Origin of the sequence: Tellurirhabdus bombi (assembly GCF_021484805.1) — a bacterium.
GTDB classification, from domain to species: domain Bacteria; phylum Bacteroidota; class Bacteroidia; order Cytophagales; family Spirosomataceae; genus Tellurirhabdus; species Tellurirhabdus bombi.
The window spans coordinates 3879537-3903005 of record NZ_CP090557.1 but is presented as its reverse complement, the minus strand read 5'-3'; the positions used below and the strand labels follow the sequence as shown (position 1 = coordinate 3903005).

20 protein-coding genes and 1 tRNA gene are annotated in these 23469 nt (G+C 50.3%); 13 read left to right on the top strand and 8 right to left on the bottom strand.

Features of this window, described 5'->3' with window-relative positions:
* Positions 1 to 44: 44 nt before the first annotated feature.
* Complete coding sequence (locus L0Y31_RS16520) at positions 45 to 1169, bottom strand: glycosyltransferase (protein WP_234734186.1); 1125 nt, start codon at positions 1167 to 1169, stop codon at positions 45 to 47.
* 2 nt (positions 1170 to 1171) lie between these two features.
* Positions 1172 to 2161, bottom strand: coding sequence for a lysylphosphatidylglycerol synthase transmembrane domain-containing protein (locus L0Y31_RS16515; RefSeq protein WP_234734185.1), 990 nt, complete (start codon positions 2159 to 2161; stop codon positions 1172 to 1174).
* A gap of 33 nt (positions 2162 to 2194) precedes the next feature.
* On the opposite strand from L0Y31_RS16515, the gene ruvC reads away from it, so the two are divergent.
* The gene (ruvC, locus tag L0Y31_RS16510; RefSeq protein ID WP_234734184.1) at positions 2195 to 2785 is read left to right on the top strand and encodes a crossover junction endodeoxyribonuclease RuvC; all 591 of its coding nucleotides are present in this window, start codon (positions 2195 to 2197) and stop codon (positions 2783 to 2785) included.
* A gap of 115 nt (positions 2786 to 2900) precedes the next feature.
* Here the strand turns inward: ruvC and L0Y31_RS16505 are convergent, their stop codons facing one another.
* Together L0Y31_RS16505 and L0Y31_RS16500 are read right to left on the bottom strand one after the other, a co-directional pair.
* Positions 2901 to 3329, bottom strand: coding sequence for a hypothetical protein (locus L0Y31_RS16505; RefSeq protein ID WP_234734183.1), 429 nt, complete (start codon positions 3327 to 3329; stop codon positions 2901 to 2903).
* A gap of 132 nt (positions 3330 to 3461) precedes the next feature.
* On the bottom strand, positions 3462 to 4226 hold the full coding sequence (locus tag L0Y31_RS16500) for a creatininase family protein (RefSeq protein ID WP_234734182.1): 765 nt from the start codon (positions 4224 to 4226) through the stop codon (positions 3462 to 3464).
* Between the two features lie 63 nt (positions 4227 to 4289).
* Between L0Y31_RS16500 and L0Y31_RS16495 the strand changes: the two genes are divergently transcribed.
* A complete protein-coding gene (locus tag L0Y31_RS16495) occupies positions 4290 to 4727 on the top strand; it encodes a secondary thiamine-phosphate synthase enzyme YjbQ (protein ID WP_234734181.1) in 438 nt (145 codons plus the stop codon).
* 12 nt (positions 4728 to 4739) lie between these two features.
* Here the strand turns inward: L0Y31_RS16495 and L0Y31_RS16490 are convergent, their stop codons facing one another.
* Entirely contained in the window at positions 4740 to 6758 is a 2019-nt protein-coding gene (locus L0Y31_RS16490) for a thioredoxin domain-containing protein (protein ID WP_234734180.1), read from the bottom strand.
* Between the two features lie 57 nt (positions 6759 to 6815).
* A complete protein-coding gene (locus L0Y31_RS16485; RefSeq protein ID WP_234734179.1) occupies positions 6816 to 8429 on the bottom strand; it encodes a T9SS type A sorting domain-containing protein in 1614 nt (537 codons plus the stop codon).
* A gap of 165 nt (positions 8430 to 8594) precedes the next feature.
* Here L0Y31_RS16485 and L0Y31_RS16480 point away from each other — a divergent pair, with 165 nt between their 5' ends.
* The 10 genes from L0Y31_RS16480 to pgl all read left to right on the top strand — a co-directional run bounded on the left by L0Y31_RS16480 (position 8595) and on the right by pgl (position 18791).
* A complete protein-coding gene (locus L0Y31_RS16480) occupies positions 8595 to 9047 on the top strand; it encodes a hypothetical protein (RefSeq protein WP_234734178.1) in 453 nt (150 codons plus the stop codon).
* A 149-nt stretch (positions 9048 to 9196) separates the two neighbouring features.
* On the top strand, positions 9197 to 10504 hold the full coding sequence (locus tag L0Y31_RS16475) for an MFS transporter (protein ID WP_234734177.1): 1308 nt from the start codon (positions 9197 to 9199) through the stop codon (positions 10502 to 10504).
* A gap of 46 nt (positions 10505 to 10550) precedes the next feature.
* Positions 10551 to 10625 (top strand) — tRNA-Val (locus tag L0Y31_RS16470).
* A gap of 158 nt (positions 10626 to 10783) precedes the next feature.
* Positions 10784 to 12796 carry a transketolase gene (tkt, locus tag L0Y31_RS16465; RefSeq protein ID WP_234734176.1) on the top strand — a complete coding sequence of 671 codons (2013 nt, stop codon included), beginning with the start codon at positions 10784 to 10786 and terminating at the stop codon, positions 12794 to 12796.
* Between the two features lie 31 nt (positions 12797 to 12827).
* On the top strand, positions 12828 to 13274 hold the full coding sequence (locus L0Y31_RS16460; protein ID WP_234734175.1) for an RpiB/LacA/LacB family sugar-phosphate isomerase: 447 nt from the start codon (positions 12828 to 12830) through the stop codon (positions 13272 to 13274).
* A 63-nt stretch (positions 13275 to 13337) separates the two neighbouring features.
* Positions 13338 to 14444 (top strand): transaldolase, encoded by a 1107-nt coding sequence (tal, locus tag L0Y31_RS16455; protein ID WP_234734174.1) that lies wholly within the window; start codon positions 13338 to 13340, stop codon positions 14442 to 14444.
* A gap of 2 nt (positions 14445 to 14446) precedes the next feature.
* Complete coding sequence (locus tag L0Y31_RS16450; protein WP_234734173.1) at positions 14447 to 15103, top strand: HAD family hydrolase; 657 nt, start codon at positions 14447 to 14449, stop codon at positions 15101 to 15103.
* Positions 15084 to 16511: an NADP-dependent phosphogluconate dehydrogenase gene (gene gndA, locus L0Y31_RS16445; RefSeq protein ID WP_234734172.1), complete on the top strand. Its 1428-nt coding sequence runs from the start codon at positions 15084 to 15086 to the stop codon at positions 16509 to 16511. Before L0Y31_RS16450 ends, gndA begins: the two co-directional genes overlap by 20 nt.
* A gap of 13 nt (positions 16512 to 16524) precedes the next feature.
* Positions 16525 to 18039, top strand: coding sequence for a glucose-6-phosphate dehydrogenase (zwf, locus tag L0Y31_RS16440; protein ID WP_234734171.1), 1515 nt, complete (start codon positions 16525 to 16527; stop codon positions 18037 to 18039).
* On the top strand, positions 18039 to 18791 hold the full coding sequence (pgl, locus tag L0Y31_RS16435; protein WP_234734170.1) for a 6-phosphogluconolactonase: 753 nt from the start codon (positions 18039 to 18041) through the stop codon (positions 18789 to 18791). The genes zwf and pgl overlap by 1 nt, the downstream gene beginning before the upstream one ends.
* Before the next feature lie 48 nt (positions 18792 to 18839).
* On the opposite strand, the gene L0Y31_RS16430 is transcribed toward pgl, so the two are convergent.
* Positions 18840 to 19259, bottom strand: coding sequence for a nuclear transport factor 2 family protein (locus L0Y31_RS16430; protein WP_234734169.1), 420 nt, complete (start codon positions 19257 to 19259; stop codon positions 18840 to 18842).
* Between the two features lie 103 nt (positions 19260 to 19362).
* Between L0Y31_RS16430 and L0Y31_RS16425 the strand changes: the two genes are divergently transcribed.
* Positions 19363 to 20187 (top strand): Cof-type HAD-IIB family hydrolase, encoded by an 825-nt coding sequence (locus tag L0Y31_RS16425; RefSeq protein ID WP_234734168.1) that lies wholly within the window; start codon positions 19363 to 19365, stop codon positions 20185 to 20187.
* On the opposite strand, the gene L0Y31_RS16420 is transcribed toward L0Y31_RS16425, so the two are convergent.
* Positions 20184 to 23432: a cyclic nucleotide-binding domain-containing protein gene (locus tag L0Y31_RS16420; RefSeq protein ID WP_234734167.1), complete on the bottom strand. Its 3249-nt coding sequence runs from the start codon at positions 23430 to 23432 to the stop codon at positions 20184 to 20186. The two genes, L0Y31_RS16425 and L0Y31_RS16420, sit on opposite strands and share 4 nt — an antisense overlap.
* Between the last annotated feature and the right edge of the window lie 37 nt (positions 23433 to 23469).

Genomic DNA, 23469 nt, shown 5'->3' with positions numbered 1-23469 from the left:
CCGTTATTCAAGATACCGTTCCGGCCATACGCTGCCGATCCGGTCTAATTTAGCTCGCGATCTTTCCAGCGAAAACCCTTTTTTTGAGCAGCCAGGCCAAAAAAAACCACGTAGAGCGAATAAACAAACTGCGTGGGGAGTATCCAGCCTACCGCCTTTCGTTTTTGCAAAAATACCAGAACCTGTCCCAAAAACAGCCATTCGGGCGCGACTTTCAACAAGAAGAGCAAGAATGCCTGAAAACCAGTCAGGCTACCCAGGAAAAAAAGAAGTGGAGTCGCTAAAAAAGCAGCGTTGGCCGAAAAAATAAACACCGCCAACACCGAAGGAAGGTAACTTTCGTAGGCACGCCATTTGCTGGCCCAGCGTTTGCGTTGGTGGTAAAAAGCCGAAAAGGATCGGTGCGGTGACGTCTGAACGATGGCCGCCGAGTTTTTTAGAAAATGTATATCGTTGGGGTGTTGCCGGGCAATTTTGTGCATCAACAACTCATCATCCCCGGAAGCAACGTGATCGACGCCGGAAAATCCACCTACTTCGCTGAACACCTTTTTTTCGTAAACCAGATTGGCTCCGTTGCACATCGTTGGCACGCCCAGCATCATCGTGCAGGCACCGGCCCCGATCAGGCTGCTGCCTTCGACGGTCTGTAAAAAATCAGAAGAAGTCTGTTCGGCGGTGAACGTAACCGGCCCGCTGATGAGTTTAGCGCCCGTTTGCTGGTAATACATAGCGATGGTTTCCAGCCAGCGTGGCCCCACGCGGCAGTCCCCGTCGGTGGTAACAATCAAATCGCCGGTGGCCTGGGCGATGCTGGCGGTGATGGCGCGTTTCTTGGGCGAGGCCGTGCGTTCGTTGGGGAGCGGGAGGAGCCGAAGCGGGTAGGAAACCTGAGAAATCAGATTTTGCGTGATTGACAAGGTATTATCGGTTGACGAATCATCGGCGACAATAACTTCAAAATAGGCTTTGGAATAGGTTTGTTGCTCTAAATCCGCCAACAGCTTAGGCAGTGTCTTTTCCTCATTCCGAACGGGGATAATGATCGTAATGGTTGGTTGGTTGACTGCCGGAGCCGGTGGAAGTGGTTTGTTTTTAATCCAGACAAGAAACAGCGTCAACGTAAAAACGGCGTAAATACCCAAAATCCCGGCTAAAATGTACAGCATACTCAGGCGTTGGTGGGTTTAAGTTTCCAAACCCCGATCAGGCCCACCAGAACGGGAATCAGGACGTTGATGAGCCAGAGGGTTAGGGTGGCCGACAGAACCTGCGGAGCCGGAACCGCCCACTGGCTGAACACGAACAGAGAGGCTGCTTCCCGAACTCCTAAATCGCTGAGCAGATTAAACGCCGGAATGATTGTTTTGCCCAGATAAACCAACCCAATGCCAGAAAACATATCGCGAAAAGAAAGCTCAATGCCAAAAAGTTGCAGGGCAAGCGCAAACTGCACCGTAAAGGTCAGGTGACGAAGCGAGGCAATCAGAAAGGCATGAATCAGCTCCGCCGAGGTGTAGTAAGCCGCCACGGACCAGTATTTTTCGTAGGGTTTTAGCCAGCGGGGAGCCGACGTCGCCAATCGCTTTCGGAACGAAGCGACCAGCAAGCCCAAAGCAAGCAGCCCCAGCAAAGGCCAGAATAAATAACGAAAAAGCGCGTTGGAAGTAGGTGCCGTGGCGTCTAATCGCAGGATAAGCAGGCTTAGAAAACCAAAAAATAAAGCCACGTAAAACTGCATTCCGCCGGCTACCAGGGAGGCACCAAGCCCTTCCCAGCGGCGAGCCGTACGCAGGGAAAGCAACCGCCCGGCCGTGTCGCCCACCTGGGAGGGCAGGGCGAAGCTCATTGACAGACCCGCCAAAACGCCCTGGTAGGCTTCCCAAAAAGAAATGCGGGCAACCCGCTGCGCCAGAATTTGCCACTTGCGCGCTTCCAGCGCCCAGTTCAGCGGAATGAGCAGCAAAAGCGCCACGCCTGAAAAACTGGCCCAGTTTGCCCGTTGCCAATACGTCAAAACCGAACGCCAGTCGTGTTGCTGGCGATGAAACGTATAGGCCACAAAGCCAACGACGCCGGTTAATATGGCAATTTTAACCCAAAAAATGATTTTTTGAGACCGTTTATGGGTTGGTAGCGAATAGAACTCCTTATCTTGCATAAAAACTTGACAACGCCGTACGACCGAACACTTATGAAAACACCCCTTGTTCCTGCCGAAAAAATCATTCTTGGTGTCGATCCCGGTACAATGGTGGCGGGCTACGGCGTCATTATGGTGCAGAACAGGCAAATGAAAATGCTCGAATGCGGCGTTATTCACCTGAGCAAATATAGCACCTACCAGCTAAAACTAGAGAAACTTTATAGCCGCACGCTGCAACTGATCGATCAATTTTCTCCCGATGAAATGTCCATTGAAGATCCATTTTTTGGGAAAAACATTCAGGCGATGCTTAAACTGGGGCGGGCTCAGGGCATTGTGATGGCGGCGGCACTTTCGCGGGGCATTCCCATTGTGGAGTACGCCCCCCGGAAAATAAAACAGTCGGTAACCGGAAATGGCAACGCGTCAAAAGAACAGGTGGCGCACATGGTAGGGCACTTGCTGCAAGTCGAGATTGAGTCCGCCTTTTTTGATGCCACCGACGCCCTGGCTATTGCGATCTGTCACCATTTCCACGAAAATGCCCTCCCTGGCGCACCGAAAACCACGAGCAGCAAGAAAAGTAAAAAAGGTGGCTGGGCTGCATTCGCCGGAGAAAACCCCGACCGGATTAGGTAACTACTGGCTGACACGAATGGCGTCGCCCGTATTACGCGTGAATCGCCCGGAATAAATCAACAGCACTGAAGCGGTAAGCATCGTGAGGGCCAGTAAATAACCCAAAAAACGTCCGTTATCGGTTTACGAAATACGTTCGAATCAACTGAATTGCTTCGCTTTCTGACTGGGCACACGGGCGACAAAACGTACCGACACCATCGACTGGCCCTTCGTACTGCCAGGCAAACGATTTGGCGGATGGACGCCTGGGGTCGGACACGTGGAGGCGGTTGCCTTTGGGCATTACCACCAGCACGTGCTGATTCGGAAACAGCAGTTTAAAGCCCGTTCCCTGCTTGCCCCCATACCGAAGTTTTACTTCTTTCCGGTCGCTGCCGTAGGTATAAATAATGTCGGTGCGTTTTGTGCCATCTGTCCAGAATGAAAGTGACTCGTAGGCCTGGCTACCCGGTTCTCCGTAGGCGTAATTGGCTACCTTTTGCGCCGTAGCCAGCGTGGTACTGGCCAACAGCAGAAAAAACATGAGCAGAATAGACGGCATGCTTTTAGGCAAATGAGTGAATGAATAAATGAGAGAATGAGTGAATAAAGAATTGAATTTCAGTGTATTTATCCCATAAGGTAAGTTAAAGTGCTGAAAATCGACTAAGTATTCGCTCATTCAATCAATCGCTCATTCGTATAAATTGTTTAGATCGGCCGCCGCTAACTCGACGAGTAAGCCGCTAATTTTCTGCGTGACATCCTCAAAATAGCGTTTCCCTTTTTCGGCGGTAGCTTTTTTGGGGTTTCCAATTCCGGTGTCTTCGGTCACCTGCGACCATTTCCGTTCGGCCCACGCCCAGCCTTCGCGGAAGCCCTGCACTTTCCATTTTTTGGCTATGCCATCACCGGCTTCATCCAGCGGAGTGACCAGATCGGGGCGCAAATGGAGGAGTAAGCTGGTTTCCATCTCATCGGCATGATCGCCTTTAGGCTCGTCGAAGTACTTGCTTTTGTCCAGCGTCTGAAACCAGGAGCAACTAGAGAGGAGCATGTTGGGGTAACGAACGCCGAGTTCGCGCAGCATCGTCCGAAAATCGTTTCCGCCGTGACTATTCAGAATCAGCAATTTGTGAATACCTTGCCGGTTCAGTACCTCCACAATGTCATTCAGGACGGCCAGTTGGGTGCTGGGATGCATGTTGATATCCAGCAAAATATCGGTCTGGCCCGTATTTACCCCAAATGGAATCGTAGGTAAAACAATCACTTTGGCGCCTTGTTCCCAGGCAAGTCGGGCGGCTTCGGCAGAGATTGTGTCCGCTTCGATCACATCCGTCGCGTAAGGCATGTGGTAATTATGGGCTTCGGTAGCCCCCCACGGCAAAATGGCCAGGTCAAAGCGGGTTTCCTGGATTTGTTTCCAGTTGGTTTCGGCGAGGATGTAGGGACGCATCAGACTAAACAATATTGGTTAAAAAAGATTGACAAGTTTAAAGAATTAACGCTTTAGAATACCATGTCTTATTTTCAGAAGACTTTTCAATTGCCCGCTTATTCGCGCGGCTTTCACTTGATTACCCCGATTGTGGAACGCGAATTTGCAGAAATTCGCCAAATCCGCGTTGGATTACTGCATGTATTTATTCAACATACATCGGCCAGCTTAACCATCAACGAAAACGCGGACCCCACTGTGCGGGAGGATTTCGAAAGCTATTTTAACCGCGCCGTACGCGAAAACGAACCCTATTATAAGCACGACTACGAAGGCTCCGACGACATGCCGGCTCATATAAAAGCATCACTTTTAGGCAGTTCCGTGAGTATTCCGATTACCAATGGACGGCTAAACCTGGGCACCTGGCAGGGAATCTACCTCTGTGAACACCGCAACCAGGGTGGCCGCCGGACGCTAGTCGTGACCGCATCCGGCGAAATTACCCGGCCCAAATAAAAGCAAAGCTCGTTAAAGCAGACTGGCCAGAGCCGCCTCAACGTCGGTGACGGGCAGTTGGCAGGTCCGGTTGTAACACACATAAATGGCCGTTTTGCCGTCGATGGTCGTGCGTTGTTCGAGCAGGGGTAAGGTGCTTTCTGTTTCGGTACCCGCCAGGACTTTATTGGGGTAAAAGCGCTGATCAAGCTCCTGCCGGAGCGCCTGAGCATCTGGCCCAACAACGGCAATTTCGGCGGTCGGCTGTACCCGCAACGCGTAAAGGGCAGCCCAGTTGGTGAGGTAATCGGCGTTTTGGGCCAAAAGGGGCAGAGCGCGGCCTAGCATCTCTTCTACTCGCTCGCTATATTCTGGCCGGTCGAGCAGCAGGCTCAATACGTACAGATTATGCGCCATCATAGAATTGGAGGCCGGAATGACGTTATCGAAAACCTCTTTCTTGCGGGCAATCAGGGCCTCCCCGGAATTATCCGTGAAAAAGAACAGGCGATCTTCGGCGTCCCAGAAGTGATCCAGCGTGTAACGGGCGAGCCGGTCGGCTTCGGTCAGCCAGCTTTCGTCGAAGGTAGCCTGATACAAAGCTAAATACCCATCGATGACGGCGGCGTAATCTTCCAGGTAAGCCGTAATGGTGGCTTTGCCATTTTTGTAAGAATGCCAGAGTCGCCCGGTCTGCGGATCGGTCATACCGGCTAATAAAAACTGCGCGTTCCGTTGAGCCAAGGTTAAAAAAGAAGACTCCCCAAATACCCGGTAGGCCGTCACCAATCCTTTCAGCATCAGACCGTTCCAGGAGCACAGAATCTTGTCGTCCAGACCGGGCCGGATTCGTTTGTCGCGCTCGGCCATTAGTTGGTAGTGGGCTGTCTCTAGCTTTTGCTGAAACTGTTCGGGCGTAAAATTCCAGTTTGCCGGAAAATCAGCGTTTTCCTCGCTACGGTGCAGAATGTTGCGTCCGTGTTCCCAGTTGCCTGCCTCTGTTATTCCGTAAAAAGCTGCAAACCAGAGGAAGTCATTACCCAGAATCTGCTGAAGCTCAGGCATGGTCCAGGTATAAAATTTACCTTCTTCGCCCTCGCTGTCAGCATCTAGCGCAGAGTAAAAGCCCCCTTCAGGACTGGTTAACTCCCGTTGCAAAAAGGCAATGGTTTGAAAAATGGTCTTGCGGTATAACTCGCTTTTTGTCAGGCTATAGGCTTCCGAATACAGCGTGAGAAGCTGCCCGTTGTCGTACAACATCTTCTCAAAATGGGGGGCAAACCATTCGTCGTCCACTGAATACCGCGCAAACCCGCCTCCCAACTGGTCATAAATCCCACCCAACGCCATGCGGTCGAGCGTCAGCCGAATGTGCTGAAGCGCTTCCTCTTTTTGGGTCAGGTGATAATACCGCAGAAGAAACGAATAAATGCTGGGCATCGGGAATTTGGGCGCTCGCTGGGGGCCGCCTTTTTCGGCATCGAACGATTGCTGGAGTTTAACAAACATCCCATCCAGCAGTTCCTGTGTGTAAACCGGCGCGTCGTCTTTGAGGTAATACTGTTCGGTTACGCTCATGTTCAGGTGCCGCGCAAAGCTTTCCGCCGACTCCGCTAATTGCTCATTCTGGTCCGTAAAAGCATTATGAATACTGTTGAGCAACTGAATCCAGTTCCGGGGTGGAACGTAAGTAACCCCGTAAAAAGGTTTGGCATCGGGCATCAGAAAAACGTTCAGGGGCCAGCCACCCTGCACACCCATGGCCTGCACCGATTCCATGTAAATGGCATCGACATCGGGGCGTTCTTCCCGGTCTACTTTGATGCAGACAAAGTGCTGGTTCATGACCTCGGCTACCTGTTCTTTCTCGAACGATTCCCGCTCCATGACGTGGCACCAGTGGCAGGCGGAATAGCCAATACTGACCAGAATAGGCTTGTTTTCGTCGACGGCTTTCTGAAGAGCTTCTTGCCCCCAGGGAAACCAATCGACGGGATTATGGGCGTGTTGCAGCAAATAAGGACTGCTTTCCTGACTAAGACGATTTGACATAATAGTAGATCGCTGTGCCGATTTTCGACCAGCCGCATAGAAGCAGTAGTGAATGAATCAGCGCGTAATCAATAGTTTTTTCTGTGCAGTTTTCTGGCCGTCCTGAACGCGGATGATGTGCAACCCGGTTGGGAACGGCGCCATGTCCCATTCTAACTGCACAGCCCCCGAAGAGGTTCTAACTTTCTGGCTTTTCAGGAGCTGCCCCGCCAGGTTAATGAGTTGCACGTCTACCGTTGGGCTGTTGGCTGTTGTATATTGAATCGTCGTGTGGGTAAAAGCCGGATTGGGCGAAACAGACAAACCGGCGGTTGATTCAGGCTCCAGGCCGACAATAACGGAGAGATCAAATTTGCAGAGGTAGGTTTCTTTGCCGGTTAAGGTAATCTGCGTGCTCCAGTTTTTGTAGCGGACGGTCAGGGGTGTTTTCTCGTTGTCGTTGGCGTAAGGATTTTGGGCAGCTACTAGCAATTTGTTGTTCTTGAATACGCCCCGCCAGACGGGCAGGCGCTTGTCCATCAGCTCCGGAGCGGGCGTTTCGGCAACCAATTCGTACGTGCCCTCAAACATATCCGCGAATGTTGAGAGGCGATACAGGCCATGAATAAAATGCTCGTAGGCCGCCATTGGCCGCTCGGCATCCCGAAAATTGGGTTCTTCCCAAAGCCACAGCCCTTTGGCACCGGCAAAAAACGGAAAGATGGCGCTGGCCTCGGCCATGAACGGCTGGATGAATTTAGGGTAAGAACCGCAGCAGTCGTGGTAGCGCATCCAGGCGATGGGGTGGACGGGTTTGCTACTCCAGTTGCGATTTACTTCGACCTGAAAAAGCAGGTAAGCCAGATAGTCACCCGCTAACGGATTGGGGTAATCGTAGTAATAATAAATCGATGGCTGAAGAAAATCGAGTTGCTCGTGGAAGGCCCCGCCAATTTTGGTTTCCGTGGAATCTTTAAACAGAAAATTAACGCGGGTTAAATTGGTTGTCCAGTCCTGCCAGGAATTACCCACCACATTCAAATACGTATTTCGAACGGGAACATCGCTATAGGCCGTTACCTTAACACCGGAAAAATCACCTTTCTGGCGCAGAAACCGGATGGCTTCGGCGTACAGGTCAACCATATCCCGTTTGTATGTTTTTAGGAAATCTGTGTCTGGCAATTGGCGGTATTGAGCGGGTGTCTGTGGATTGGCTTTCAGGCGGAGAATTTGGGGATCGGTTTCCAGAACCCGTTCATAATCGAGCATCAATGTACTAAATCCGGGAAACCAGCGCCCCAGCGTATCCTTGCCAATGGAGTGGGCTTTCAGCCAGTTTTCCCACTGGGACCGGTATAAGGCAGTATCATTACCCCAGGGGCTTTCGAGCGTCTCCCAAGGTTGATTTAAGCCATAGGCAACGCCGTAATAATCAATGGCTTGTTGTGATTTATTGGCACTTGTTTCGTCATTGCGCAGGCGGGTTAACTGACTAAAACCCCGTTGTAAAGGCGCAAAAGCAGCCTCTCCCAGACGCGGCCCACCATAGATCAGCTGAAAAGGCAGTTTAAACGCTGGGAATTTATCCCAACCAATTGAATTCGTTGTACTAACAGGTTGAAATACAAATGGTTCGCTGCATTGCTCTTGTCCCAGCGCCGGCAAAACGGCCAGGGTGAAAAATAGCATACGCGCCAAAGACCATTTTTTAAGAGGATAAAGCGGCATAGACAGGTATTTCCCCCAAAACTACTAATTTGGCGGTGAAATTGTGGAGAAAGCAGATATTCCTACCTTTTGGCATTATTTTAGTAAACTATTTCGTTGTCTTTTTATCAATATTCACCTTCAGTTATGAAACGCCTGAGTTTTCTTGCCCTATTGTTGGTTGCCATGAGCATGGTTGTATCTTGTAAGAAAAAGAATAATCCTGAGCCGATAAGCCCATCCGACCGGACAGAAGTAGTAGCGGCACGCCCCTGGAAGCTAAATCAGATTACAGACACCCAGGGAGCGATTATTAACCAAAACCGATTTGACTTGGTGACGCAAGCGATTTTTGGCATGGAGTTTTTGTTCCAGAAAAACAATATTGTCCGGGCAACCGATGCCAACACCAAGCAGGTGCTCAACGGAGGAACCTGGTATTTGGTCGACGAGGGCAAGTCTATGGACATCGAAGTAAGCCAGTTTAAAGGCCGTTTTGAGATTATCTCCCTATCGAATAGCAAGCTGGTCTTGAGAAACAAAGTACCTGTGAACGGGGTGTCTACGGATGCCAACATGGAATTTCTGCCCTCCCTTTAACGCTATTTTCAGACGCAGAAGCTGATTTGGGCACGAATTGAGCCAAGTCCCGGATTGATTGTAAAATCATCCGGGATTTTTTTATATACTCGGCCTTTATTCCTCAACCTTGGATATATTCGCCCGCTCATCCTTCTAACCCCGTTTCAATGAAAAATGTCCCCCGTGTGCTGAACGCCTGGTGTCTTTACGATTGGGCTAATTCAGTGCACTCGCTGGTCATTGTCTCCAGCATTTTTCCGGTTTATTTCGAGGCTACGGCCGTCAATGCGGCGGGTGGTCCCGAAATTGATTTTCTGGGCTTTCCCGTCAAAAACTCGGTTCTTTTCTCCTATGCCGTTTCGAGTGCGTTCTTGCTCATCGCCATTCTGAGTCCGTTCTGTACGGCGGTGGCCGATTACAGTGGTCGCAAAAAAAGCTTCATGCGTTTCTTCTGTTACCTGGGGGCCATCAGTTGCGCACTGCTTTATTTTTTTACGCAGGAAACCACCACGTTTGCCGTTTTTTGCTTCATGGCGAGTTTGGTCGGCTGGAGCGGCAGCATTGTCTTTTATAATTCCTATTTACCCGAAATTGCTACGGAAGACCGTTTTGACCGGCTTAGCGCGCGCGGCTTTTCTATGGGGTATATCGGCAGTGTGCTGTTGATGATTTTTAACCTGACCATGATTCTGTTTCCAGACTGGTACGGTGGTATTTCCAGCGGCATGGCTTCCCGCATTGCGTTTCTGACGGTGGCCATCTGGTGGATTGGGTTCGCGCAGATTCCGCTGCGGATCCTGCCCGATGGACAACGGCGAAACGATACTTTAGAAAGTGGCTGGATTTTCAACGGTTTTCGGGAACTGCGCAAAGTTTTCTCGGAGGTGCGCCGCCATACGTTGCTGAAACGGTTTCTGCTGGCCTTTTTTGTGTACAACATGGCGGTTCAAACGGTGATGTACATCGCGACGATTTTTGGCAGCGTCGAGCTGAAATTAAAAGCCCAAAGCCTGATCATCACCATCCTGCTGATTCAGCTTATTGCCATTCCCGGAGCCGTGCTGTTTGCGCGGCTGTCGGAGCGCTTCGGCAACACCTACGCCCTGATGGTGGCCGTGCTGATCTGGATTGGTATCTGTACGGGCGCTTATTTTGTTAATTCCGAAAATCAGTTTTATGCCCTGGCTACCGTGGTGGGTTTGGTGATGGGGGGCATTCAGTCGCTGTCGCGGTCGACTTATTCCAAACTGGTGCCATCCTCCACAAAAGATACAGCTTCGTATTTTAGTTTTTACGACGTAACCGAAAAGCTCTCCATCGTGATTGGAACCGCTATGTATGGTCTGATTGAGCAAATTACGGGCAGCATGCGAAACAGTGTACTGGCCTTATTGCTGCTTTTTGTGGTTGGATTGCTGCTTTTGTGGCGTATTCCCTCGCAAAAAGTTTACCGGGTCGATTTGCAAGCCAAGTAAATTTGGCTACTTTTGCACACCCAAATGGCGCAGCATGTGTCCAGAAAGGATGTTAGCTCAGTTGGTTCAGAGCGCCGCCTTGACAGGGCGGAGGTCAGCGGTTCGAGCCCGCTACGTCCTACTTAAAAGCCTCAGACTCTTAGCAGTTTGAGGCTTTTTTTTTGCCGCCCGCGCTCCTTTCCCCCGGAAACTAACTTGAACAAACCTTCTTTTGGCGGGTTAAATAATTGTGTTTAGGTTAGCCATTCGCTTCATTTTTCCCTTCACGCTTTTAAAATAATGAGTACTAAAACCGAATCAATTGAAGAATTAGGCATCAATACCGTGCGGGTATTATCCGCTGATGCCGTTCAGAAAGCCAATTCTGGTCACCCTGGGCTACCGATGGGGGCGGCGCCAATGGGACATGTTCTCTGGGCGAAAACCATGAATTACAATCCCGAAAATCCCGACTGGCCCAACCGCGACCGGTTCATCTTGTCGGCCGGGCACGGGTGTATGTTGCAGTATTCGTTCCTGTACCTCACTGGTTATGAACTTAGTTTAGACGAAATAAAGAATTTCCGCCAGCTCGACAGCGAAACGCCAGGTCACCCGGAATATGGCTTGTCGAAAGGCGTTGAAATCACAACGGGTCCGCTGGGGCAGGGCTTTGCCAACGGGGTAGGCTTTGCCATCGGCATGTATCACCTGGCTGCTCGTTACAACAAGCCTGATTTTCCACTATTCGATTATAAAATTTACGCCATTTGCAGTGATGGCGACATGATGGAAGGCGTCACGTCTGAGGCGGCTTCGATGGCTGCCCACCTGCAATTGGGCAACCTGATTTATTTCTACGACGATAACCACATTTCCATCGAGGGTACAACGGATCTGACGTTTGACGAGGATGTGGCCCAACGCTTTATGGCCTATGGATGGCACGTGCAGGTCGTACCCGATGGTAACGATCTGGAGGCGCTGTCGGAAGCACTGAAAGCAGCCCAGGCCGAAACCAAGCGGCCTTCTCTTATTAAAGTGCGCACGCACATTGGCTACGGCAGCCCCAATAAAGCGGATACGGCTGACGCGCATGGTTCTCCACTCGGCGAAGATGAAGTAAAACTGGTAAAGAAAAACCTGGGCTTCGATCCGGATAAATCGTTCGACGTGCCCCAGGAAGTACTCGACTACTACCGCAACGTTGGCAAAGAACGCGCCAAGAAAGAGCAGGCGTGGAACGAGTTGTATAAGCAATACAAAAAAGAGTATCCCGAACTGGCCGAAGAGTTTGAGTGGGTTAGTAATGGCAAACTACCGAAAGGCTGGGACGAAAAGCTGCCGGTTTTCAAAGCGGAAGACGGTAAGATAGCTACTCGGAAAGCGTCGGGGGAGGTGCTTAACGCCATCGCCGACGGTTTGCCCCACTTGATCGGCGGATCGGCGGATTTGTCGCCATCGACCAATACCGACCTTAAAGGATATAAGTCTTTCTCTTCCGAAAACCGGGAAGGACGAAACTTCCACTTTGGCGTTCGGGAACACGCCATGGGCTCAGTCCTGAATGGACTAGCCGTTACCAAAGGAATTATTCCCTACGGAGCGACATTTCTGATCTTTTCGGAATACATGCGACCACCCATTCGCCTGGCAGCGATCATGAAAATCAGACCGATTTTTATTTATACGCACGATAGCATCGGCCTTGGCGAAGATGGAACCACGCACCAGCCGATTGAACAGCTTATCTCGTTGCGGGCTATTCCTAACTTGGTTGTGATTCGTCCGGCGGATGCCAACGAAACGGCCCAGGCATGGCGCGTGGCGATTCAGCACCCGGGCGGACCCGTTGCCATTATATTAACTCGTCAGGGACTGCCCGTGATTGATCAGGATAAATACACCAAAGCAACAGAACTGGAAAAAGGGGCGTATATCTTGTCGGAAGCAGATGGCGAACCGCAACTTATTCTGATGGGGACTGGCTCCGAGGTATCGTTGCTGTTGCAGGCGCAGGAAAAGCTGAAAAGTGAGTCCATTGCGGCCCGCGTGGTAAGTATGCCCTCCTGGGAGCTGTTCGACCGGCAGGAAGATAGTTATAAAGAGTCAGTTTTCCCGAAAGCGTTGCGGAAACGTCTGGCGGTGGAGGCAGGGTCGGTGCTTGGTTGGCATAAATACGTCACCGACGAAGGAGATATTATCGGGATGACTACCTTTGGGGAGTCGGCGCCCGCCGAAGATTTATTTAAAAAATTTGGCTTTACAGTGGAGAATATCGTGAAAAAAGCCAAAGCTTTGCTGGGCAAATAAGCCAGCATCTGCATCTAAACGTTCATTCACCATGAAAGTAGGAATCGCCGCCGATCACGGAGGATACGCGCTTAAGGAAATTATTCGCCCTTTTCTAACTGATTTAGGCTACGAAGTCGTTGATTTTGGCGCCTATCAGGAAGATAAACTGGACGATTACCCGGACTTAATTATTCCCCTGGCCCGAGCCGTGGCCAGCAAGCAGGTTGAACGCGGCATTGCCGTTTGTGGCAGCGGGGTGGGGGCAGCCATTGTCGCCAACAAGATTGCTGGCGTACGCGCTTGCCTGATCAATGACCATTTTTCGGCGCATCAGGGCGTGGAAGATGACGACATGAACCTGCTTTGTCTGGGTGGCCGGATAACGGGTTTTCGGGTAGCGGAAGAATTTATCCAAACATTTCTGGAGGCAAAATTTACCGGCGCCGAACGGCACCAGCGTCGGTTAGAAAAGGTTATCCAGTTAGAAAACGAATAGCGGATTGTTTGTCTTGAATAATTCGTTTGTACTTACCTATTCACCATCAATTACTTATCAATAATGGAAAACAAAGTTAAACGTATTCATGATTTCGACCAGAGCATCTGGCTGGATTTCATTGACCGGAAAATTATGGACTCCGGCGATCTGCAAAAACTGATCGACGAAGACGGTGTTCGGGGTATTACATCGAATCCGGCAATTTTTGAAAAAGCGATCAGCAGTAGTTCTGATTACGACGAGGATATAAAAAAACTGGCGCAGGAAGGGAAAAATGACGAAGCCATTTTCTACGCCCTGGCAGTGAGCGATATTCAACGGGCGGCTGATATTTTCAAGCCCGTTTACGAAGAAGAAGAAGTAAAAGGAGCCGATGGCTACGTGAGTCTGGAAGTGTCGCCACACCTGGCCCTGGACACGGAAGGAACCATCAAGCAGGCGCTTGAGCTCTGGGAAAAAGTAGGACGGGATAACGTAATGATCAAAATTCCGGGCACTGCGGAAGGGTTGCCAGCCATTCGCAAAGTCATCAGCGAAGGAATCAACGTCAATGTAACGCTGCTGTTCGGACTGGAACGCTACGAAGCCGTGACGGATGCCTACCTGTCGGGTCTGGAAGATCGTCTGGCGGCGGGCCAGTCCATCGATGGAATTGCGTCGGTAGCCAGTTTTTTCCTGAGCCGTATTGATGTGATGGTTGATCCATTGCTGGATGAAAAAGGCCTGGGTGAGTACAAGGGCGAGGTTGCTATTGCATCGGCCCGGAAAGCCTACGAAATTTACAAGCGGGTTTTCGGTAGCGAACGCTTCGCTAAACTTGAAGAAAAAGGCGCTAGACCGCAGCGGTTGCTCTGGGCCAGTACCAGCAGTAAAAACCCTGCTTTCTCGGATACAAAATACGTGGAGGCGCTGATTGGGCCAAAAACCGTTAATACCGTGCCGATGGAAACTTTGGAGGCATTCCGGGATCACGGCGATGCGCAAAGCCGTCTGGAAGATGATCTGGATAAAGCGACTAGCTTACTGGAAAAACTGAAAGAAGCAGGCATCGATCTGGCTGACGTTACGCAAAAGCTGGAAGATGAAGGCATCGATAAGTTCAACAAACCCTACGATAAGCTGCTGGAAGCTATCGGCACGCAGAAAAAAGCACTCCAAAATGCCTGATCATGGATCTTGCACCCCTAAAATTCCTTTTTCTTGATATAGGTGGTGTGCTGCTTACCAATGGGTGGGGGCACGAGTCCCGGCAGGCGGCGGCCAGCGAATTCGGCTTTGATTATGCCGAGATGGATGTATTGCACGATTTTATGTTCAATACGTATGAAATCGGTCGAATTACGCTGGATGAATACCTGGATACGGTCATATTCAATCAACCGCGCGAATTTACCCGGGAGGATTTCAAAGCATTCATGTTTGCTCAATCGCAGGAATTACCCAATCTTCTGTCGTGGCTTATTGAGTGGAAAAAGGAAAATCCGCCTATTCGCATCATCTCGATCAACAACGAGGGTCGGGAGTTGAATGAATACCGCATCAAAAAATTTAAACTGCACCGCCTTTTCGACGCATTTATTTCTTCCTGCGAAGTTGGTATGCGAAAGCCCGACCCCGGTATCTTTCGGTTGGCAATGGGCATTGCTCAGGCGCGTCCTGAGCAATGCATCTATTTTGACGATCGTTCGATGCTGGTAGAGGCCGCCCGTAAATTGGGAATCAAAGCCATGCAGCACAAAGATTTTGAATCCACTAAAACCATCCTGGAAAAACTGAAAGACGAACCGATAAACTTGCATGAGTTAAATGGCAGAGGCAACCTATAATTTTGGAATGATCGGTCTTGGTACAATGGGCCGTAACTTGTTGTTAAACATGGCTAGCCACGGAGTTCCGGTGGCGGGTTATGACATTAGTGCCGCACAGGTTGCTTTGTTTGAAAAAGAAGGCGAAGGCAAACCCGTGAAAGGATTTACCAACCTGGAGGAAATGGTTCAGAGTCTGACCAAGCCCCGGGCGATCATGATGCTCGTGCCCGCCGGTAAGCCGGTTGACAACGTAATCAGCAACGTGAAGCCGTTCTTGAAGGCAGGGGATATCATCATTGACGGCGGAAATTCGCACTTCACCGATACCGTGCTTCGGGACCAGGCTTTGGATTCGGAGGGTTTCCACTTTTTCGGTATGGGTATCTCCGGAGGGGAAGAAGGCGCGCGGAAAGGCCCCAGCATGATGCCCGGTGGCGATAAAGAGGCGTACCTGACCCTGAAACCGATCTTTGAAGCCATTGCGGCCAAAGTGGACGGTGATCCCTGCGTAACCTACGTCGGGCCGGGCGCGTCAGGCCATTTCGTAAAGATGGTGCACAACGGGATTGAGTACGGATTGATGCAGCTTATTGCCGAAACCTACGAGATTCTGCGTAAGGGCCTGCAACTGGAAGATGCTGCCATTCAGCAACTTTTCGCCAAATGGAACGAAGGGCGTTTGCAGTCATTCCTGATCGAGGTTACCCGCGATATTTTTATGGTTAAGGCCGAAGGCGCTGACCACCTGCTGGTGAACGACATCAAAGACCAGGCCCGTTCGAAAGGTACCGGGAAGTGGACCTCGCAGGTAGCGATGGATCTGGAAGTACCCATTCCAACCATTGACATGGCGGTGGCCATGCGCAATCTGTCAAAGTACAAATCGGTGAGAACCGAAGCGGCCCAGTTATACGGCGATAAAAAACCAGTACTCAACGTCGATCAGGAAGCGTTTCTGAGCGATTTGGAACAGGCGCTTTATTTCAGCGTAATTGTGACCTATGCCCAGGGCTTGCACCTGCTGACGCGGGCATCGGCTACCTATAGTTACGACCTGCAACTGTCCGAAATTGCCAAAATCTGGCGGGGAGGCTGTATCATTCGGTCGACCTTATTGAACGATATTTACAATGCGTACAAAGCCGAGCCTAATCTGGAGAATCTGTTGCTGGACGGTCAGGTGAGTACCTTGGTTCAGGAAATTTTACCGGCTACGCGTTCGGTGGTGTCTACTTCCCTGGGGGCGGGTATTGCCATTCCGGCTTTGGCGGCTTCGCTGACTTACTTCGAAACGTTCCAGAGCGAGAACATGCCGTCCAATCTGATCCAGGCGCAACGCGATTATTTTGGTGCTCATACCTACGAATTGATTGGAAAAGAAGGCGTATTCCACACCAACTGGATGCCTTTGCCCAGCAAGCCGTAAAACCTCTTTTTAAATGAAAACAAACAGTAAAGCCGAACCAACCGTATTTGTTATTTTCGGTGGAACGGGCGACCTGGCCTGGCGTAAACTAGCGCCAGCCTTGTACAATTTGTTTCTGGATGGATGGCTGCCCGAACACTTTTCCATCATCGGGACCGGACGTACGAAACTGAACGACGACGAATTTCGGGAGAAGCTCGCGGAAGGAATCAACAAGTTTTCGAGAAACGGGAAGATCAAGAAAGAGCAGTGGGATGTCTTCTCGAAGAATGTCTATTATCAGGTTTCTGATTTAAATAACGCAAAAACGTACCAGGAACTGGACAGCCGGATTCAGGCCTACCAGGAAGACTGGAAGCAGAATGCGAATGTGATTCATTACCTGGCCGTTTCGCCAAATTTCTTCCCGATTATTGCGGAGAATGTGGCAAAAAATGGCTTGGAAGCCTATGCCGAACGTACCCGGATTGTGATCGAAAAACCATTTGGACACGATCTCGAATCGGCAAAAGCGTTAAACAAACTGCTACAGGGCTTATTCGACGAACGCCAGATCTACCGCATCGACCATTATCTGGGCAAAGAAACGGTGCAGAACATCATGGCTTTCCGTTTTGCCAATGCCATTCTGGAACCGCTCTGGAACCGGAACTTTATCGAACACGTCCAGATTTCAGTAACTGAGCAACTCGGCGTTGAAGATCGGGGCGGGTATTACGACGGCTCGGGAGCAATGCGGGATATGGTGCAAAACCACATTCTTCAATTGCTTTGTCTGATCGCGATGGAAGCGCCCATTAATTTCGATGCGGATGAAGTACGCAACCGCCGGGTAGACGTGCTCCGGGCCATGCGGCGATTCACAGGCGAAGAAATTCAGAATTCAGCCGTTCGTGGACAATATGGTCACGGCTGGATCGAAGGCAAAGAAGTGGCTGGTTACCGCCACGAACCCGAAGTAGCCCCCGATTCAAACACGGAAACGTTTGCTGCCGTCAAGTTCTTTGTGGATAGCTGGCGTTGGCAGGGCGTTCCTTTCTACGTGCGCACGGGCAAGCACCTGAGCCAATCGGCTTCGGTTATTACGATTCAATTCAAGAGCGTGCCGCACTGCGTTTTTCCGCAGGAAGCCATTGAAAACTGGCAACAAAACCGACTGATTATCAGCATTCAGCCCGAAATGAGTATTCGTCTTCAGGTACAGGCCAAGCGGCCAGGTCTGGAGATGGTTCTGAATCCGGTGGATATGGTATTCGATTACAGTGGCACCTACGAAGGAAAACCGCCTGAGGCGTATGAAACCCTATTGCTAGACACGATGCTGGGAGACCAGACGTTGTTTATGCGGGGCGATCAGGTCGAAGCGGCTTGGGAGTTGATTATGCCGATTCTGCACGCCTGGGAAAATAAAAAGAGCCTGAGCTTTCCGAATTATACGGCGGGTTCCTGGGGACCTGAAAATGCCGAAGCCCTCATTGCCCGCGATGGCTTTCACTGGTTTACGCTACCTTTAAACGGAAAACATTGATGCAGGAAATAGCCATTTATATTTACGAAACAGCCGACGAAGTTTTGCTGTCTTTGGCCGATTCTTTTGTGGATATGGCGCAGAAAGCCATCGACGAAAAAAGCGAATTTACCGTGGCTCTTTCGGGGGGAAGCTCGCCCAAGAAATTGTATGAGCTGCTGGCGTCGTCGGAATTCAGCAGCCAGGTGGATTGGAATAAGGTTTATTTCTTTTTCGGGGATGAGCGCTACGTGCCCGCTGACGATCTGGAGAGTAACGCCTTGATGGCCAAAAAAGCCTTGTTCGAGCCACTGCGCATTCCTGCCGAAAACATCTTTACGGTAGACACAACCTTGCCTCCAGCCGAAGCGGCAGCAAAGTATGCCGAAGTGATTCAGACTCGTTTTCAGTCTGATAAAGCCCGTTTTGATCTGATCTTGCTGGGTTTGGGCGATGATGCACACACGGCTTCGTTGTTTCCGAATACGTCGGTTCTGGCCGAAGAGGCGGCTACGGTGAAAGAAGTTTTCTTACCAGAAAAAAACGTGTATCGCATCACGCTGACTGCTCCTCTGATCAATCAGGCCCATCAGGTTGCCTTTTTGGTTTACGGCGAAAGCAAAGCCGAGGCGGTGCATATTGTGCTGGAAGAAGAGAATAACTTTGAAAAATACCCGGCTCAGCTCATTGATCCGATAGATGGAGAAATGCAGTGGTTTTTAGACGAGGCTGCGGCTGCCCGTCTGGAAACAGAAGCTGAAGACGACGAATAATTTTAGTGCGCGAAGGAGACTTCCTTCGCGCACTGGCTTTTGGCCGGTTTACCGGAAAAAATAAACCTTGGCAATCTTATCGCCAGCGATGTAATAGACGGCCACTGCATCAAAAGGATCGGGGCGGGAACCCGTGATGTGTTCGTGGTCGATCACCACGTTGCCCTCTACAATTCGGTTGCGCAAATCGCAGTGCAGCTTGGTTCTCGTCTTGAACATGGTGGCATAAATAGTCCGCATCTGCTCCTTTCCCTTCGCGATCAGCTTGTGCTCCGGTAACGAATAAATCGCGACCGTATCGGCATAAGGTTTCAAAAAAGCTTCTACATCACGGGCATTGTACGCGTCGAGTTGCTGCTGGGCCAGTTGCTCGGGAATTGTCTTGCTCTGGGCTTGCAGGTGCAAAGACAGGCCCCCGAAGAGAAGAGTCAGCAGGAAGGTGAAAATAGGACTGAACGATTTCATCATGTAATAAATCAATGGGTAAACCTAATAACAGCAAATAACAACAAACGAAGGCATATGGTCAAGGTTATTTTTGGCTAACTTATCGCCCTTAAAGATAGAAATAATGGAGAAAATAGTGCCAGATATAAAGCTGATTGCTACCGACATGGACGGGACGCTGCTAAACACCAAAGGCGAGCTTGGCCCGACTTTTTTTACGGTATTCAGCCAGTTGAAGAATCAGGGAATTTTATTCGCAGCAGCCAGTGGCCGTCAATTTTTCAACCTGCAAAAGCGATTCGATTTAATCAAAGATGAGATGATTTTTATCGCGGAAAATGGCAGCTATGTCGTTTACAAAGAGACCGAATTATTGGTGCAGGATTTGCCCGCCGACACCGTTAAGGAGCTGATTCAGATAGCGCGGACTATCCCGAATACATTCCCAATTATATGCGGAAAAAAACGGGCTTACATCGAAACATCAGATCCCGAACTGGTAAATCGTCTACGACTGTATTTCGAACGCTTTGAAATCGTGAATGATTTGCTCGACGTTAAAGATGACCAGTTTTTGAAAGTTACCGTCTGTGATTTAAGCGGTTCTGAAAAAAATAGTTACCCGTATTTTCAGCACCTGAGCGATGCATTGCAGGTGAAAGTTTCGGGGCCAATCTGGCTGGATATGTCGCACAAGCTAGCCGATAAGGGCCGCGCTCTGAACGTGGTGCAAGCACATTTTGGCGTTACTTTCGACCAAACCATGGTGTTCGGCGATTACCTCAACGACCTGGAAATGATGCAGCAGGCGCACCATTCGTACGCGATGGCTAACGCGCACCCCGACGTTAAAAAAGTAGCCCAGTTTACGGCAAAGAGCAATGATGAAAACGGGGTTTTGGAAGTTATAAGCGAGTTTCTGGACCAAACAGCCGATCTGACTGCCTAGGCCGCGCTGGTCATTACGCGAAGCTTCTGGTTTTGCTGGCGAATCCGTCCGCAGAGAATGCGGATGATGTTGCGCATTACTTCTTCGCGTTCATCCATTAGGTCGTAAAAATCGTCCTGGTCAATGCGGAACAAAGTCGTGTCGGAAACGGCTACTGCCGAAGCCGAGCGGGGTTCGGCATCGAGCAGGGCCAGTTCGCCGAAGAAATCGCCTTTGCCAAAAACAGCCAGTTCCTGCGTTTCGTCGTAGATACCAACCCGACCGCTGAAAATAATGCACATGTAAGTACCCAGTTCGCCTTTTTTGAAGATTTCCTGTCCTTCCGAATAGGTTATCTCTTTCATAATTGGTGCAATACTGCTCAAAACGGCTTCGGGCGTTTGGGAAAACAAAACGTTATTTTTAAGAATAAAAACCCGTTCTGTAGCGGATATAGTCGACGATGTAGCGGCAGAATGACTCATAACTAATTGGTTGAAGGCCGGATTTTTCGTAATAAAAGTGGCAAATAGTACGGGTTGCTTATCTCGGAATTGCAATAGAGAATCAAGAGCATTTTCCTGAATAATCGGGTTGTCGTGATTGATATAGGCAGGCAAATGCTTTACGTCATCCACTTGATGCGTAAACATTTGCCGCAAGGCCATCGCCACCGTCCAGTCAGAAAATTGCGTGGTTCCCTGTTGGATAATATACGATTGAATTAACGTAGTATCTTCAAAATCATCCAATTGTGCATCAATCAGCCGGACTTTATCGGCCAAGGGCAATGGATCGGTTAACACTTGCAGGCAGGTATAAACCGGGCGAGGAATGAGGTTTTCCAGTAACTCCAGGGAGTTAGCGCGCCGTTCGGCCGAAAGGTGGGTCAAGCTAAGCCGAACCGCCGTGACGAGTTCCCGATCATAAAGCTGTGCTAACAGATAGCAAACGCGTTGCACTAAAACCTGTAATTCGTAGGTCAGGCAGTGGGTTAAAGCACTGTCTGGCTGAGCGTTACTTCCGTGCAGGAGGCGCTGTGCGAACCGGATTTCTTTGTCCAGCAAGTGCTCGAAAACGGCGCTAAAAACAGGCGAAGTTTCTTCCTTCAACGCTTTCAGGGCGGCAAGGCGAATGGTCAGGTCAGGGCCTTCGGTCAGCGAAACAAGCAGGCGCTGCGCTTCGGGTAGATGAAGGCGCTCGCCAACGGTAATGAGCCGAAGCACCAGTAGCCGGTCTGATGACTGTTGCAGATTGGCCTGTAAAAAAGGTAAAGCCTGACCGCCCATTGCCGCCAATTGCCGGACCGCACTGCGCCAATGTTGCTTGTGGGTTAGAAACGGAAGAAGCAAGTCCGGCGCTTCGTCAAGAGGCAAGGCCGATGTAGCAGCCAGGGCCGCCGTTACCAAAGAAACCTGATCACTTTGTAAACACGCTTTCACAAAAGCAGCGTAGGGGGTAAGTCCTATGGAGCCAATGCATTCCAGCGCCGCTAGTTTTTCGATCAATAAAGAACTATTGCATAGAGCCTCCAGGCTGTTGCGGGCGGGTGCGTACGTGGGCCGGTTGCGCAAAAAACCCTTGATGGCTCCTTTGCGCGTAGCCAGATCGGGAACACTCACCAAATCCTGTTGGTAAGAAGATGCGTTTGTCAGGTTTCCAATTAGTTCTGCGGCCAACTCCCGGACAGCCGGATCTGGGTCATGCAGCGCCAGAATGTGCACTTTTTCGGTGGGAAGCGGAATGGAAAGCGTTTGGTATGCCTCCAGTAAACGATGCCGGACCCGCGCATTTTTGTGCGTCCAGAGGTGAGTCGTTTGGTGGCCCAACGCGTGCGGGTGGTAGGTAATCAACCAGTCAATTGAGTTAATAACCTCTTCGGGAACATCGCTTTGCAGGGTAGCAATGACAAGACCGGTTGCTTCGTCGGGTAAAGCGAGCTGATCAGCCGTCAGAAACCGCCGTCCCAGGGCGTCGTGCAGGCTATTTACATACTGGTCATAAGTGCGCCGAACGGCCCATAAAGCAGCCAAACTAGCCAGCGCAATGCCACCAATCAAAAACCAGTCGATGTTTTGGGGAATGTGCCGCAGCAGAAAAATAAAAATTCCGCCGAGCGCCATACCCAGAGGCTCATAAAAACTCTTGGCCAGTGTATGTCCTTTGAGCCGTTGCTGGGGAGGTAGAGGCTGGAATAAAACCAGAAAAACCGGATCAAACAAGGCGCGGCGGACCACCTCGAACACCAAATAAAGCCCGCAATAATAAATCATTAAACTGGTTTCGTCGGGAAAACCAATGGCAATAACTCCGTATAAAACCACAATGACCAGGGCCGCAATGGGTAGCAATCGCAACGTGCGCAGGATACCGAAGCGGTCGAGGGTTCGGTGGGAGGCTACCAGCTTAACCACCATGGCAAGCAGATAAGTAATGGCCAGAATAAAGCCCAAATACTGCATCACAACCGCCTGGTCGTGAAATTTATACTTGACGTTAACAAAAAAAGCGTATTCAACAATGGTGGCCACAACTGCAATGAAAAGCACATTGAGACACATCGCAAAAATGAGTTCGCTGCCACCAAACAACTGCTGGACCAGTCGGAGTTGGGGCCGCCGGGCCGGACGTGCCGGCTTGTGTGCTGCGTGTACATCGTGCGAATGAATGGTGAGCCGAACCGTGTAAAGCGCCGCGCCGTAAAAGCCGAACGCAATAATTAAAAGCAATCCCAGGTAGCTATGACCGTGAATCAGCGCGGCCAGCACGGCACCCAACGCCTTGGCGGGCATATCTCCCGAACTAATCACACTAAACAGCCGCTTGCTTTGCCGAACGTCGAAAACCAGCGCGGAAATCCCCCAAAATTCAAGATTTGTTAATAAATAAATGGCCCGATAGCCCACCATAATGGCAATGGCCATCGCTACCGAATGCCCAAAAACAACAAGACCGATGATGAGGCCCGTCAGAATGATAACCGACCAGAGCACCCGAACCACCAGTTTCTGAAGCGATAAGTGGTGCTCGAAGTAAGCGTACAACTTGCCCATTCCCATCATGGCGAGAGCCGCAACCACATAAGCGACGGGCAAGCTGGTTTCAGGATGATTCTCTAGCAGAATCACATTTGCCGCCACGTAGACGAGAATCGTACCTAAACCCAGAAAAAAATGATGCAAGAAAAACAGTCGAACCGTTTGCGTTTCTGTTGAGCGAATGCCCATTGACCGTTGCAAACGTTGCGAAGAAGGAGAACCAATCATACTGCAAAGAAAAACAAATATCTAATTTAAGTAAATT

Bases quoted from the DNA above. Each gene is read 5' to 3' on its own strand.
- L0Y31_RS16520 (WP_234734186.1), bottom strand. From the start codon at position 1,169: ATGCTGTACATTTTAGCCGGGATTTTGGGTATTTACGCCGTTTTTACG.
- L0Y31_RS16515 (WP_234734185.1), bottom strand. From the start codon at position 2,161: ATGCAAGATAAGGAGTTCTATTCGCTACCAACCCATAAACGGTCTCAA.
- ruvC (WP_234734184.1), top strand. From the start codon at position 2,195: ATGAAAACACCCCTTGTTCCTGCCGAAAAAATCATTCTTGGTGTCGAT.
- L0Y31_RS16505 (WP_234734183.1), bottom strand. From the start codon at position 3,329: ATGCCGTCTATTCTGCTCATGTTTTTTCTGCTGTTGGCCAGTACCACG.
- L0Y31_RS16500 (WP_234734182.1), bottom strand. From the start codon at position 4,226: ATGCGTCCCTACATCCTCGCCGAAACCAACTGGAAACAAATCCAGGAA.
- L0Y31_RS16495 (WP_234734181.1), top strand. From the start codon at position 4,290: ATGTCTTATTTTCAGAAGACTTTTCAATTGCCCGCTTATTCGCGCGGC.
- L0Y31_RS16490 (WP_234734180.1), bottom strand. From the start codon at position 6,758: ATGTCAAATCGTCTTAGTCAGGAAAGCAGTCCTTATTTGCTGCAACAC.
- L0Y31_RS16485 (WP_234734179.1), bottom strand. From the start codon at position 8,429: ATGCTATTTTTCACCCTGGCCGTTTTGCCGGCGCTGGGACAAGAGCAA.
- L0Y31_RS16480 (WP_234734178.1), top strand. From the start codon at position 8,595: ATGAAACGCCTGAGTTTTCTTGCCCTATTGTTGGTTGCCATGAGCATG.
- L0Y31_RS16475 (WP_234734177.1), top strand. From the start codon at position 9,197: ATGAAAAATGTCCCCCGTGTGCTGAACGCCTGGTGTCTTTACGATTGG.
- tkt (WP_234734176.1), top strand. From the start codon at position 10,784: ATGAGTACTAAAACCGAATCAATTGAAGAATTAGGCATCAATACCGTG.
- L0Y31_RS16460 (WP_234734175.1), top strand. From the start codon at position 12,828: ATGAAAGTAGGAATCGCCGCCGATCACGGAGGATACGCGCTTAAGGAA.
- tal (WP_234734174.1), top strand. From the start codon at position 13,338: ATGGAAAACAAAGTTAAACGTATTCATGATTTCGACCAGAGCATCTGG.
- L0Y31_RS16450 (WP_234734173.1), top strand. From the start codon at position 14,447: ATGGATCTTGCACCCCTAAAATTCCTTTTTCTTGATATAGGTGGTGTG.
- gndA (WP_234734172.1), top strand. From the start codon at position 15,084: ATGGCAGAGGCAACCTATAATTTTGGAATGATCGGTCTTGGTACAATG.
- zwf (WP_234734171.1), top strand. From the start codon at position 16,525: ATGAAAACAAACAGTAAAGCCGAACCAACCGTATTTGTTATTTTCGGT.
- pgl (WP_234734170.1), top strand. From the start codon at position 18,039: ATGCAGGAAATAGCCATTTATATTTACGAAACAGCCGACGAAGTTTTG.
- L0Y31_RS16430 (WP_234734169.1), bottom strand. From the start codon at position 19,259: ATGATGAAATCGTTCAGTCCTATTTTCACCTTCCTGCTGACTCTTCTC.
- L0Y31_RS16425 (WP_234734168.1), top strand. From the start codon at position 19,363: ATGGAGAAAATAGTGCCAGATATAAAGCTGATTGCTACCGACATGGAC.
- L0Y31_RS16420 (WP_234734167.1), bottom strand. From the start codon at position 23,432: ATGATTGGTTCTCCTTCTTCGCAACGTTTGCAACGGTCAATGGGCATT.